Consider the following 13,352-nt stretch of genomic DNA (forward strand, 5'->3'; position numbering starts at 1 on the left):
CCATAATCAGGTACACACTCTTCCCTGCGATTTACCGAAATAATGATCGCAATGCCTTGCGCGCGTAGGACCAACGCTTGATCGTGCGCCAGTCAGCACGCAAGGCCTTTAAATAGAAGTCCTTGGCCAATTGGTATTCGCCGTGCGAGTAGCAATCGCGAAACAAGGACAGACAACGCTGTGCCAGAAATGCCTGACGCAAATCCTGCATCTGTTCAGGCATGCGCCGGCGGGAGAACACTTCGTTGACCACCTGATCGGTGCCGGCCGCAAGGCTTTGGCGCAAATCATGGCGCATGCTGTCCGCATGCTTGTGAATGAGCGCCAACGGTTCGTTCACGACGCTGCATGGAAAACGCGCCAGAACCTGGGCAAATACCGGCAAGTCTTCAACGTTGCGCAGATGCTCAGGATAATTGCCCGGGCCGAAAACGCTGCGATGCATCGCACACGCGCCATTTGAAATAGACACGGTCTTGTCCAGCAAGTAACCCTGCAACCGCTGTCGCGGCGCCGCCGGCAGTGGCCTGACGGCCTGCAAGCTACGCTTGCCATCAGCGAACACTGACCAATGCGACCCGATCACCATCCGGCTTTGCGGGTTACCGGTGATGTGTTGCGACAGCGCCGCCAATGCGCCGGGCGCCATCTCATCATCGGAATCGAGAAACACCAGAAACTGCCCGGTGGTTTCCTCGATGCCAAGATTGCGCACCGAGGACAATCCACCATTGCTTTTGCGCAGCGCACGAAAGCGCCCGCCATGCTTGAGCAAGAGCTGTTCGACGACCTGAGGCGTGTCGTCCGTCGACCCATCGTCAATGACCAGTAAATCCGCCACCGCCTCGTCCAGCTGCGCCAACACCGACTCCACTGCACGTGAAAGCGTTCGCGCGTAGTTGTAGACCGGAATGACGACGCTGATCAGTGTCTCAGTCAAGTTCGTATCCTTTCACACCCTCTTTCACGACCAGAATATCTTCCATGATCAGGTATTCCAGATCCGAACCGAAAAACATGTTCAGCGCATCGGTCGGCGAACAGATCATCGGCTCGCCACGACGATTGAGCGAGGTGTTCAGCGATACACCGTTGCCGGTGAGGTTTTCCAGCGCCTTCATCATGTCGTAGTAGCGCGGGTTGTATTCGCGTTTGAGTACCTGGGCGCGAGAAGTGCCGTCTTCGTGGACAACTTCCGGTACGCGGGTTTTCCACTCTTCAGCGACTTCGAAGGTGAACGTCATGAACGGTGCCGGATGATCGATCTTGATCATCTGCGGCGCAACGGTGTCGAGCATCGACGGGCAGAAAGGCCTCCAGCGCTCGCGGAACTTGATCTGGTGGTTGATCCGGTCGGCCACGCCGGCGACGCTCGGGCAACCGATGATCGAACGACCACCCAAGGCACGCGGGCCGAACTCCATGCGCCCCTGAAACCAGGCGACCGGGTTGCCGTCGACCATGATTCTGGCGATCTGCTCCGGCATGTTGTCGAGCTTGCGCCAGGCCGGCTTGTTGGCGTGACGGGCGCACGCGGCGATCACGTCTTCGTTGCTGTAGGACGGGCCGAGATAGACGTGTTCCATCTTCTCCACCGGTACGCCACGGGCATGCGACACGTAGGCGGCGGCGCCCACTGCGGTGCCGGCATCGCCGGAGGCAGGCTGCACGAACAGCTCCTTGATGTCGTCGCGGGCGATGATTTTCTGGTTCAGCTTGACGTTCAACGCACAGCCACCGGCGAACGCCAGCTTGCCGGTTTCCTTGAGCACGTCGCCCAGATAGTGGTCGATCATCTGCAACGCCAGCTTCTCGAACAGCGCTTGCATGCTCGCGGCGTAATGGATGTAAGGCTCGTCAGCGATATCACCTTCGCGCTTCGGGCCCAGCCATTCGATCAGCTTCGGTGAGAAGTAAAAGCCTTTGCCCTTCTCCTTGTAGCGACGCAGGCCGATCACGTTGGCGTAGTCGGTGTTGATCACCAGCTCGCCGTTCTCGAACGAGGCCAGACGTGAAAAGTCGTACTTGCTGGCATCACCGTAGGGCGCCATGCCCATGACCTTGAATTCGCCGTCGAGCATTTCGAAGCCGAGGAACTCGGTGATCGCCCCGTACAGACCGCCGAGGGAGTCCGGATCGAAGAATTCCTTGATCTTGTGGATCTTGCCGTTTTCGCCATAGCCGAAGAAAGTCGTGGCGTACTCGCCCTTGCCATCGATCCCGAGGATCGCGGTTTTTTCCTTGAAACCGGAGCAGTGGTAAGCGCTGGAGGCGTGGGCCAGATGATGCTCGACCGGCTCGATCTTGATCTTTTTCGGATCGAAACCCAGTTGTTCAAGGCACCAGACGATCTTGTTGCGGTAGCGCTTGTAGCGGCGGTTGCCCATCAGGATCGCATCGAGGGCGCGATCCGGGGCGTACCAGTAGCGCTTGGCGTAGTGCCAGCGGGCCTTGCCGAAGAGGCTGATCGGGGCAAACGGGATCGCGACCACGTCAACATCGGACGGCTTGATGCCGGCCTGTTCCAGACAGAACTTCGCCGACTCGTAGGGCATGCGGTTCTTTGCATGCTTATCGCGTACGAAGCGCTCTTCCTCAGCCGCCGCCACCAGCTTGCCGTCGATGTACAAGGCTGCTGAAGGGTCATGGCTAAGGGCGCCGGACAGGCCAAGAATCGTCAATGCCACAGGGGTCTAGCCTCTTAAGTCTGCGTACAGGCGCGATGCGCCTTGAAAAATTGATGTATCCCCGCACAGGCGAGAGACAGCTAAAGCGCGGGATTATAGCGTAAACGAGAGGGGAATTACCCTGTGCGATTGGCCGAGGATGAATCGGCCACCTCATTCGGTAACCGCTGATCGATGACCCGATACAATGCACTGCCTTGCGGCCAGTTACGCATGAATCGCGCGCGGTCACGGACGTAAGCCTGCGCGAAACTGCCGACAGAGCCGTGCTGGCACATCGAGTCCAGATCGATCAATGCCCAGCGATCCTCCTGCCAGAATACGTTGTGGCCCTTGAAATCACCGTGACTGATGCGCTCGCTGATCAATTGCGCGAACAGCAGATCCAGTGCCTGCAGTTCCGCCTCGGGGGCTTCGCCACTTTCGACATAAGGCGCAAAGCGCTCGATGATGTCCGGTCCCGGCAGGAACTCGGTCACCAGACAGGCGCGACCGCGCAGCCAAAGAAAGCGTTTTTCCAGCACGGCCAGTGGTTTGGGTGTGGCGATCCCGAGAAACGCCAGGCGATTGCCTTCGCGCCATGAGTGCCACGCACGGCTCGGCCGCCAGAAGCGCTTGAGCCAGTGCGCGAATCCCTTGATGTTGTAGCGCTTGATCACCAGCGTGCGCTCGCCCACCTGAACCTTGCCGACGCTCGCCGCGCCGCCGGTCTTGTAGAGATGCCCCTGATCAAGCAATGCATCGGCCTGCTCCAGCACCGGCACCATCGCCGCTTCTTCTTCGCGGCGGATCGCCCGCAGGCCGAATGCGCCGCGTCGTACGCTGAACAGCGTACATTCGCGGCCGACCTTGAGCAGGAAGTCCTTCAGTCGCCAACGGCGCACTTTGTCGATCTGTTTCTGCAAGGCTTCCAGCGGCAACGCGTGCTCGCTGTTGCTCAGCAGGTAATACACCAGCAACTCTTCGGTGAACGGTTCAAGCGTCTTGGGCAACTGGGCGAAAAACACCCCGAGGTTTTCCAGAACCTTTTGCCGCGACAACGGTTGCCCGGCGGTTTCCGCGCGAATACCGGCGCCGTCGATCAAGTACAACTGGCCGCCATGGCGCAGCAGATTGTTCAGGTGCAGGTCTTCCTGCCAGAGGCCTTTGCCGTGCAATTGGCCAATCGCGCCCAGCGCCTCGGCCAGCACCGCGGACTGCTCGTCAGCTAAAACCGGCAGGGACTCGACTTGCGCCCAGGCGTCGCCAAGGCTTTCAGCGTTTTCAAGAAACTCGAAGAGCAGCCAGCCGCCCTCGCCACTGGTCAACCCATCGGCCAGCAGCAGCGGTGTGGTCATGCCTTGCTCAGCCAGCAGACGCACGCCTTGCAGCTCACGCTGAAAATGCCGCGCGGCCTTGCTGCCAACCAGCAGTTTGGCCAGCACCGGCCGGCCGCGCCAGACGCCGGCGCCCACATAACGCTGCCCCGGCAATACCCGCAGCAGACTCAACAGTTGCAAGTCGGCACTGCCGGCGGCATCGGCCAGCGTTACTGTCAGCGGCAGCGCCGGGGTACGCCCTACATTGGCCAGTTCGGACAATCGCATCAGCGCGTCTCCTTGTGCGTGCGACGCGCGGTCAGCCGGGCAAGCCAGCTGTCGACCAGCGAGCTGTCGCCAGGCTGATCCAGATAAGCGGCCAGCAACTCGCGCAGTTGCGCCTCGGTCCACTGCGGCGCACGGCGCTGCAGCGGCTCCAGATCCTTGATGCGGTCGCGCACGCCAAACAGCAACGGCCGGGTCTTTTCCAGATCGATCAATTGCGCCTGGTATTCGTCACCCACGGCCCGCAAGAAAATATGCTTGGGATAAAAACAACCGTGCACCTGACGCACACCATGCAGGCGCTGCGCCAGCTGCCCGCAGGCACGCAGGATCGCCGACTGCTGCGCGCGGTCGAGTTGCGCCCAGCGTTGCAACAGCGAATCCAGATCGTTCCAGCCGTCCAGCGCGCGGGTCAGCAGAATCGCGCGAACCTCACCGTTGACCTTGCGCTCACCGAAAAACGCCGCTTGCAGCGCCGGTATGCCGAGCTTGCGATAGCGGCTGATGTTGCGAAATTCGCGGGCAAAACTGGGCTCGCCGAACGGCGCATGCAGCGTGCGCGTCAGATAGTTGCTCTGGCGCTTGAGGTAATACCCCTGCCCCTCCAGATTCAGACGAAACACACTGCTCCAGCCACCGCCGGCGGTATTGGGTTCGTCCACGGCCTCAAGCTCTTTTGCCCACAGCGCATCAAAAGTGTCCAGGCCATGACGCGCCAGCAGTGCGCGGTCATCTTCGGCCAGAAAATCAGTCATTCACGTCCCTCGAAAAATCTCACCACGTGCCGAATCCGCTTCTTGTCGGCGCTATCAAGCCGATCGCACTGGCGATACTGCTTGTAAAAGCGCAGGCGCTGGGTGTTCGACAGGTGATATTTGGCGAGCTTGTCGAGACAGGCCAGATCCTTGGTGATCCGATACTTGAGCCAGAAGCCACGCCAGAACTCGCCATTGGGGCAGTCGATCAGAAAGATGTGCGCCTGATCGTCAATCAACAGGTTGCGCCATTTCAGATCGTTATGGGTAAAACGGTGATCGTGCATTGTCCGGGTATAACCGGCCAGTTGCTGACTGATGCCGTCGACCCAGGCGCGATCCTTGAGTTTCGGGTCCTTGCGTTCGGCAAGCGCAGAGAGGTCTTCGGTATGCGGCAGTTCGCGGGTGATCATCGCGCCGCGATCATACGCTGCACCGCGTCGCTCAAGACCCCAGGCGACCACTTCGGCAGTGGGAATGCCCCACTTGGCGAAGCGCTTGAGGTTCTGCCACTCCATCTTCACCCGCGGCTTGCCGAGGTAACGGCGCAAGCCTTTACCGGCGCCGACGTAGCGTTTGACGTAGTAATTGACGCCGTTGCGCTGCACGCGAATCACCTCGGACAACGGGTCGCGGGTCAGGCGCTCACCTTGCAGGGCAAACACCGCTTCGAGACTGCCGAAATCTTCGGCGAGGTCGCTGTAGGCCGGCTCCAGAATCCACCCCGCCATCAGAGCGCATCCCCGTAACGCTGTTTGCGTGCGTAGAGCTTGTCGGCCTTGCCTTGCAACCAGTTCAGCAGCGGCGCTTCTTCGGCAAGGATCTGGCGCAGCGGCTGCTGGAAATAGTCCTTGAGAAAACGCAGCTTGTCGCGGCGGGTCAGGCCGATGTCCAGCGCAGAAAAGTACAGCGCCGCCAGATCCTTGTTGCGCCAGCGCTGGGTAATCGCCGTGCGGGTCTGCGCGCGGTGCAGATCGATCACCGACAGCTTGAAATCTTCCGGCGTCACCGGTTTATCGGTGTGCAGCAGGAAGTGACAGATGTAGCAATCGCGGTGATTGACGCCGGCACGGTGCATCATGCCGGTCATGCGTGCGACCTCGGCAATCAATGCGCGCTTGAGTTTTGGCTCGGGCGGCTGCTTGACCCAGTCGATGCTGAAATCTTCCAGGCTGATGGTCGGCGCCAGTTCTTCGGTAACGATGAACGAATGCTGATCCGCCGGGTTGCTGCCCTTCTCGCCATAGGCGACAGCGGTCATGGTTGGCACGCCGACTTCCTGCAGACGCTGAATCGCCTGCCATTCCTGGCCCGCGCCGAGCACCGGCAGCTTGGCCGTCAGCAGGTTCTTGAAGATTTCGCCCCAGCCGATGCCACGGTGGATCTTCACGAAAAATCCGTGGCCATCGACTTCCGTGCGCAGTGTCCGGCGCGCTTCCAGCTCGCGGTATACCTCGCCCTGCAAGCCTTCGACTTCGGCGAACGGATCGCGTCCGGCCCAAAGGCTTTTGAACGGTTCAGCCAGCATCAACTTCATTAAGCGTGCTCCGCCAGAATCACATCGGCCGCGTGCTGCGGCATGCTGTAGAGGTCGGCCGTCTCGGCGAAGGCCAGACCATTGCGGCTCCAGGCCGCCCGTGCAGCGTCGTCGCTCAACATGTCAGTCAGGTATTGCGTCAACTGCGTCTGCTCGAAGGGTTCGTCCAGTACTCGCCCGGCGTCGGCCTCGGCGATGTAATGGGCATAACCGCAGACCGCGCTGACCAGTACCGGCAGGCCGGCGACCAGCGCTTCAAGCAGCACAGTGCCGGTGTTCTCGTTGTACGCCGGGTGGATCAACAGGTCGGCGCCGAGCAGAAAACGCGGGATATCGCTGCGGCCCTTGAGGAACGTCACGTTGTCGCCAAGGCCCAACGTCGCGCTCTGCATCTGGAATAACTTGGGGTCATCCTGGCCGATTACAAACAGCCGGGTGCGTTTCTTCAGTTCCGCGGGTAGCGCGGCGAGCGCCTTGAGGCTGCGATCGACGCCTTTGGTCTTGAAGCCGGAACCGATCTGCACCAGCAGCAGCTCGTCGTCCCCGAGATTGAATTCAGCACGGAACCCGGCGCGAATTTCATCGGCATTCGCCGGGCGTCGACGGTCCTGGGCAATGCCCGGCGGCAGCAGATGGAAGCGTTCGAGCGGGGTGTCGTAATGCTTGATGAACAGCGGCTGCTGCACTTCGGAAATCATCAGCACTTCGGTTTTCGCGTCTTTCGCGAACACGGCGCGCTCGTACTCGGCGAAGTGGCGGTAACGGCCCCAACGGCGGTACAGCGAGTTGCGCAGATTCTGTGCTTTGTCTTCGAAGCAGCCGTCGGCCGCGTAATAGACGTCGAGTCCGGGCATCTTGTTGAAGCCGATCAGCCTGTCGACCGGACGCTTGGCAAGATCTGCTTGCATCCACGCACTGAGCTTTTCGTTGCGGCGATGGTTGAACAATGCCTTGACCGGCGCTACCAGCACTTCGAAGCCCGGCGGCACGTCGCCTTCCCAGATCAGCGTGTAGACGCGGATCTGATGGCCGCGCTGCTGGCATTCGAGGGCGATGCGCATGAAGTCGCGCTGCAAGCCACCGAACGGGAAATATTTGTACAGGACGAATGCCAATTGCATCAGCGCAGCTCCTCAGCCATTAACAACGTGCTCAGTCGGCTGGCGACACGCTCGGGGTTTACACGCGTGAAGCACAGTGGCTGTTCACGCTTGAGGTCAAACTGACGGGCATCCTGCGCGGTCGGTTGATAGGTACATTTCTTCTGCATGCACGGCGCGCACGGAAAATCGCTGGCCAGGTGAATCTGCAGTTTGCCGTAAGCGCCGGTCAGGCCCGGGTTGGTCGGGCCGAACAGCGAGAGGGTCGGCACGTCCAGCGCCGCGGCCAGATGACCGAGGCCGGTGTCCACTGCGACGCAGGCTTGCGCGCCGGCAAGGACTTTGCCGACGCCGGCCAGATTCAGCTTTGGCAGCACTTCGGCATGTTTGAAGCCAGCGGCGATTCTTTCGGCTCGCGCTTTTTCCTGCTCATTGCCCCACGGCAGCTTCACGCCGACGCCAAGGTAGCCGACCCGTTCGGTCAGCTCGCGCCAGTAGATTTCCGGCCAGTGCTTGGTGTCCCAGGTGGTGCCATGCAGGAACACCACGAAAGCGTTCTTGCGCGGCAGCTCGACCAGGCGCTCGACGTTGAGGCCATAATCGCCCAGGCCTTTGGGCAGGTCATAGCCCAGCGCGATGGCGAACAGTTGCCGTACCCGCTCGACGGCGTGCTGCCCACGGGCCACGGCCAGTTTGCGATCATAGAAACGCGCCGCCAGCGGCTCACGGGCCGAGGTTTTATCGAGGCCGGCGACCGGGGCTTTGACGTAGCGGGTCAGCCAGGCACTTTTCAGCAGGCCTTGAGCGTCGATCACCAGATCGTATTTATTGGCGCGCACGCTTTGCTTGAAGCGCTTCCATTCGCCGCTGGTGAGGGTCTTCCACAGATTCTTGCGCCAGCGGCGGATCGCCACCGGGATCACTTTGCCGACCGCCGGGTGCCAGGTCGGAATCTCGGCGAAGCCTTCCTCCACCACCCAGTCGAACTTGATTCCGGGGATCGCCCGGGCCGCGTCGGTCAGCGCCGGCAACGCGTGAATCACGTCGCCCAGCGATGAAGTCTTGATCAACAGTACCCGCAACTTAATGAACCTCGACCACGGAGCCGTGCAACTTGTGCAAGGCGTCGTTGACGGCGTCCGGCATCAATTGGCGCAGGCAGTTGTAATGGCCGAATCGGCACGTACGGTCGAAGCACGGGCTGCATTCGATGCCCAGGCGCACCACTTCGACCTGCTCGGCCAGCGGCGGGGTGAAGCCCGGCGAAGTCGAACCGTAGACGGCGACCAGCGGGCGGTTCAACGCAGCGGCGACGTGCATCAGGCCGGAGTCGTTGGACACCACCGAGTCGGCACACGACAGCAGGTCGATGGCTTCGGCCAGCGAAGTACCACCACTGAGATTCACCGATTCCTCGCGCAGGCCCGGAATCAAACGCGCGCGGATGTCTTCGCCGACCGCGTGATCGTTTTTCGAGCCGAACAGCCACACTTGCCAGCCTTCGCGAATGCGCGCTTCGGCGACCTTGGCGTAGTGCTCGGACGGCCAGCGCTTGGATTCGCCGAACTCGGCGCCGGGGCACAGGGCCAACACCGGGCGGTCGAGGCTCAGGCCGAACTTGGCCAGCGCCGCTTCGCGGGTCTGCGGATCGATTTGCAGGCTCGGCCGCGGGTAGGGTTTCGGCAATTCAGCGTTCGGCTCGTAGGCCAGGGCCATGAAGCGCTCGATCATCAGCGGATAACGTTCTTTATCCAGCGTGCGCACGTCGTTGAGCAGGCCGTAACGAAACTCGCCGCGCCAGCCGGTGCGCTTGGGAATGCCGGCAAAAAACGGCACCAGCGCCGACTTCAACGAGTTGGGCAACAGGATCGCCTGATCGTACTGCCCGGCGAGGGATTTGCCGATGCGCCGACGCGTCGCCAGTTCCAGCGCGCCGTGGCCGAGCGGAAAACTCAAGGCCTTGCGCACTTCGGGCATGCGCTCAAGGATCGGCCGGCTCCACTCGGGCGCCAGCACGTCGATTGCGCATTGCGGGTGGCGCTGCCTGAGACACTGAAACAGTGTCTGCGCCATCACCATGTCACCGACCCAACTGGGCCCAACGATCAAAATATTCATGTGCTTTCCAAAAACGAACCGGGGAGGCAATTACGCCTCCCCGCCTCGAGAATTCTACAAACACTGTAGATCTTCTGTGGGAGCGAGCCTGCTCGCGATGGGGTCTTCACATCCAACATTATTGTCGTCTGATACTCCGCTATCGCGGGCAAGCCCGCTCCCACAGGGTTATTCGTTTTGCCGCAAAACCTTGAACACGATAGATCCCTTGTGGGAGCGAGCCTGCTCGCGAAGGGGCCGGCATATCCAGCATTGACGTCGCCTGACACTTCGCCTTCGCGAGCAGGCTCGCTCCCACATTCGAAACTCATCGCTGCACTGGCGCGTTTCAGCTTAGCCCCAACTCACGCCAGATTCGCATGACCTGTCGGCGCTCTTCGACAAACTGGTCGCCCGGGATCACCCCGGCGTCCTTTTGCAAGGCCTGCCGGTGCGCGGCCGAGCGGTAGGCTTTATAGGCCTCGCGCAGCAGGCTGGCATCTTCGGCAGGCATCAGCCCTGCGTGTTCCAGCTCTTCCAGAATGCGGATGTTATCGGTCCAGCGCAGCAGCGGCGGGTGGCTTTGCGACCACGCCAGAGCCGCGTATTGCACCATAAATTCAATATCGACGATACCTCCGGCGTCCTGCTTGAGGTCGAACGAGGCTGTGGCCTCGAAGGCATTGGCCGCCGTGCCGGCCGCGGTGCTCCTGGTGCCGAGGTTGTCGCGCATCTTCGCGCGCATCTCGCTGACCTCCTGCTGCAGCTTCGCCAGATCACGGACCTTGCCCAATACCTGCGCGCGGACTTTCTCGAACGCCTGACCGACATCCTGACTACCGACCAGCACCCGCGCCCGCACCAAGGCCTGATGTTCCCAGGTCCAGGCTTCATTTTCCTGATAGCGCGCGAAAGCGCCGAGCGAGCTGACCAGCAACCCCGCCGCACCGGAGGGCCGCAGCCGCATGTCGACCTCATAAAGCTGGCCGGAGTTGGTCTGCGCCGTCAGCAGATGGATGATCCGCTGCCCCAACCGCGTGAAGAATTGCGCACCGTCAATCGACTTCGGTCCGTCGGTTTCCGCCTGCGGATCGCCGTCGTGAATGAACACCAGATCCAGATCCGAACCATGCCCCAGTTCCAGACCGCCGACCTTGCCATAACCGACAATAATGAAGCCGGGGTCGCACGGGGTGCCGTCGGTGCGCAGCGGCGTGCCGTATTTGGCCACCGTCTGGCGCCAGGCCAGAGCCAGTACCTGTTCGAGAATCGCTTCAGCCAGCCAGGTCAGGTAATCGCTGACTTTCATCAGCGGCAGGCTGCCGGCGATTTCCGAGGCGGCGACGCGCAAGCGGTGCGCCAGTTTGAAATGGCGCAGGGCTTCCATCTGCTGCTCGAGGTCGTCTTCGGGAATCCGCGTCAGCCGTTCGCGCAACTCGGCGGCCAGCTCCGGCGCCAAGGGTGGCTTGAACAGGCGGCCCTCATTCAGCAACTCGTCGAGCAACAGCGGGAAGCGGGTGATCTGTTCAGCGATCCAGGGACTCGCCGCGCACAGCGTCAACAAACGCCGCAGGGCACCGGGGTTCTCGGTCAGCAGCACCAGATAAGCCGAACGCCGAGCCACCGCCTCGACCAACGGCAGCACCCGTTCAAGCACCAGATCCGGATTGTCATGCTCCACCGCCTGTGCGAGCAGACGCGGAATGAACGCATCGAGTCGCTCTCGCCCCAAACGCTGCATCGCGCGCAATTGCGGACTGCTGCGTAACCCGGCCAAGGCTTTCAGGGCTTTGCTCGCATCGGCAAAACCGGCTTCCTGCAACTGACGGCAGGCTGCTTCTTCGTCCTGCGCCTCTTCCCAAAGTGGCAGCCATTCACCGCCGACCACCACTTCGTTTTCGGCGCCCTCTTCTTCGTCGGGATCGGCGATCACCTGGGCGAAATGCCAGGCCACCCGGCCGCGCCAGAACATCAGTTTCTCGTGGAAAGCGTCCCAATCGGCGAAACCGAGCATGAAGGCAATGCGCGCCTGATCCTGTGCGCTGTCCGGAAGCATCTGGGTCTGGCGGTCGGCGATCGCCTGGATCGCATGCTCGGTATAACGCAGGAATTCGTAGCCTTCACGCAGCTCACTGACCACCGCCGGTGGCAGATAACCCTGCCCCTCCAGTGTGCTCAACACCTTTAATAGAGGGCGCTGTTGCAGGCTCAGGTCGCGCCCGCCGTGGATCAACTGAAAGGCCTGGGCGATGAACTCGACCTCGCGGATACCACCAGAGCCCAGTTTGATGTTGTCGGCCATGCCCTTGCGCCGCACTTCCTGCTGGATCAACTGTTTCATGGTGCGCAGCGCTTCGATCGCCGAGAAGTCCAGATAACGCCGATAAACGAACGGCCGCAGCATGTCGAGCAATTGCGCCCCCGCGACCTGATCGCCGGCCACCACCCGCGCCTTGATCATCGCGTAGCGTTCCCAGTCGCGGCCCTGATCCTGGTAATACTGCTCCAGCGCGTTGAAGCTCAGCACCAGCGCGCCGGACGAACCGTACGGACGCAAACGCATGTCGACACGGAACACGAAGCCGTCAACAGTCATCGGGTCGAGCGCCTTGATCAAGCGTTGGCCGAGACGGATGAAGAACTCCTGGTTGTCCAGCGAGCGCTTCACCCCGACGGTCTCGCCGCCTTCGGGATAGGCAAAAATCAGGTCGATGTCCGACGACAAGTTCAACTCGACGGCGCCGAGCTTGCCCATGCCGAGAATGACCATTTGTTGCGGCAGACCGCTGCGACGCCCGGTAGGCGTGCCGAACTGTTCGCAATGACGGCTGTACAACCACTGACAGGCTTGATCGATGGTGGAATCGGCCATGTCCGAAAGATCGCGACAGGTCTGCACCAGATCGGCCTGGCGGGTGAGGTCACGCCAGATGATCCGCACCTGATGCCGGGCGCGCTGGCGGCGCAGGGCGCGGCCGAGTTCATCTTCGCTCTGCGCGGCATTTACCGCAGCAGCAATTTGCGTGCACAGTTCGCCCGGCGCAAACGCCCGGTCGAGTTCACCGGACTGCACCAGCGACAGCAACATCAAAGGGTCACGAATGCTCTGTTCAATGACAAACTCGCTGGCAGCGCTGACGCGGGCGAACTGCGCCCAGCGCTCGGGCGTCCAGTTCGCCAGACCGTGATCGTCATCCAGCGTGGCGACGGCCGTACGGAACGACTGCTCGGATCGATTGACCAACGGCAGGAGAATGGCGGGCAGTTCGGCAAGCACGGGCAGGGTCATGGTCTATCCTTGATCGGCGTGTAAATGGCCGCTTGTAGTGATTGGCGAAAAGCCGCTACCCGCCGGAGTGTCGAACAAAAGTTAGAAATAGCTGAAATTTCATTGTCGTTGGCAGCGAATATCAAAGTTTCACCTTTTTCGGATGGCAAAAGACCAACCTTAACGATTATTCTCACAACGCAGTTGGAGGCCACGAGCCATTCTTCTGTAGTTTTACTACTCGTCTATACATTCGAAAGGCTGAAATGCCGGAAGATTTGTAGTAAAACTACACGCCGCCGGAACAACCTGTCGGCAATCCAAG

Annotated in this window: 10 protein-coding genes; all 10 read right to left on the minus strand. The window is 61.0% G+C overall.

Annotated elements, in window-relative coordinates; genetic code table 11:
• Positions 1-31 precede the first annotated feature (31 nt).
• Entirely contained in the window at positions 32-940 is a 909-nt protein-coding gene (locus BLU24_RS26185) for a glycosyltransferase family 2 protein (protein ID WP_090280625.1), read from the minus strand.
• Positions 933-2,687, minus strand: a complete 1,755-nt coding sequence (locus BLU24_RS26190; protein WP_090280623.1) for a carbamoyltransferase family protein — start codon at positions 2,685-2,687, stop codon at positions 933-935. Before BLU24_RS26190 ends, BLU24_RS26185 begins: the two co-directional genes overlap by 8 nt.
• A 116-nt stretch (positions 2,688-2,803) precedes the next feature.
• Positions 2,804-4,273 (minus strand): lipopolysaccharide kinase InaA family protein, encoded by a 1,470-nt coding sequence (locus BLU24_RS26195; protein WP_093105543.1) that lies wholly within the window; start codon positions 4,271-4,273, stop codon positions 2,804-2,806.
• Positions 4,273-5,025 (minus strand): lipopolysaccharide kinase InaA family protein, encoded by a 753-nt coding sequence (locus BLU24_RS26200; RefSeq protein WP_093105547.1) that lies wholly within the window; start codon positions 5,023-5,025, stop codon positions 4,273-4,275. The genes BLU24_RS26195 and BLU24_RS26200 overlap by 1 nt, the downstream gene beginning before the upstream one ends.
• Positions 5,022-5,756, minus strand: coding sequence for a lipopolysaccharide kinase InaA family protein (locus BLU24_RS26205; protein WP_090280612.1), 735 nt, complete (start codon positions 5,754-5,756; stop codon positions 5,022-5,024). Before BLU24_RS26205 ends, BLU24_RS26200 begins: the two co-directional genes overlap by 4 nt.
• On the minus strand, positions 5,756-6,562 hold the full coding sequence (gene rfaP, locus BLU24_RS26210; RefSeq protein WP_093105551.1) for a lipopolysaccharide core heptose(I) kinase RfaP: 807 nt from the start codon (positions 6,560-6,562) through the stop codon (positions 5,756-5,758). The genes BLU24_RS26205 and rfaP overlap by 1 nt, the downstream gene beginning before the upstream one ends.
• Positions 6,562-7,683 (minus strand): glycosyltransferase family 4 protein, encoded by a 1,122-nt coding sequence (locus tag BLU24_RS26215; protein WP_093105556.1) that lies wholly within the window; start codon positions 7,681-7,683, stop codon positions 6,562-6,564. The genes rfaP and BLU24_RS26215 overlap by 1 nt, the downstream gene beginning before the upstream one ends.
• The gene (gene waaC, locus BLU24_RS26220) at positions 7,683-8,744 is read right to left on the minus strand and encodes a lipopolysaccharide heptosyltransferase I (RefSeq protein ID WP_093105561.1); all 1,062 of its coding nucleotides are present in this window, start codon (positions 8,742-8,744) and stop codon (positions 7,683-7,685) included. The genes BLU24_RS26215 and waaC overlap by 1 nt, the downstream gene beginning before the upstream one ends.
• A gap of 1 nt (position 8,745) precedes the next feature.
• On the minus strand, positions 8,746-9,780 hold the full coding sequence (gene waaF, locus BLU24_RS26225) for a lipopolysaccharide heptosyltransferase II (RefSeq protein ID WP_090280601.1): 1,035 nt from the start codon (positions 9,778-9,780) through the stop codon (positions 8,746-8,748).
• Between the two features lie 328 nt (positions 9,781-10,108).
• Entirely contained in the window at positions 10,109-13,048 is a 2,940-nt protein-coding gene (glnE, locus tag BLU24_RS26230) for a bifunctional [glutamate--ammonia ligase]-adenylyl-L-tyrosine phosphorylase/[glutamate--ammonia-ligase] adenylyltransferase (RefSeq protein WP_093105566.1), read from the minus strand.
• Positions 13,049-13,352: the final 304 nt, after the last annotated feature.

Source organism: Pseudomonas sp. Z003-0.4C(8344-21) (assembly GCF_900104975.1).
Lineage (GTDB): Bacteria > Pseudomonadota > Gammaproteobacteria > Pseudomonadales > Pseudomonadaceae > Aquipseudomonas > Aquipseudomonas granadensis.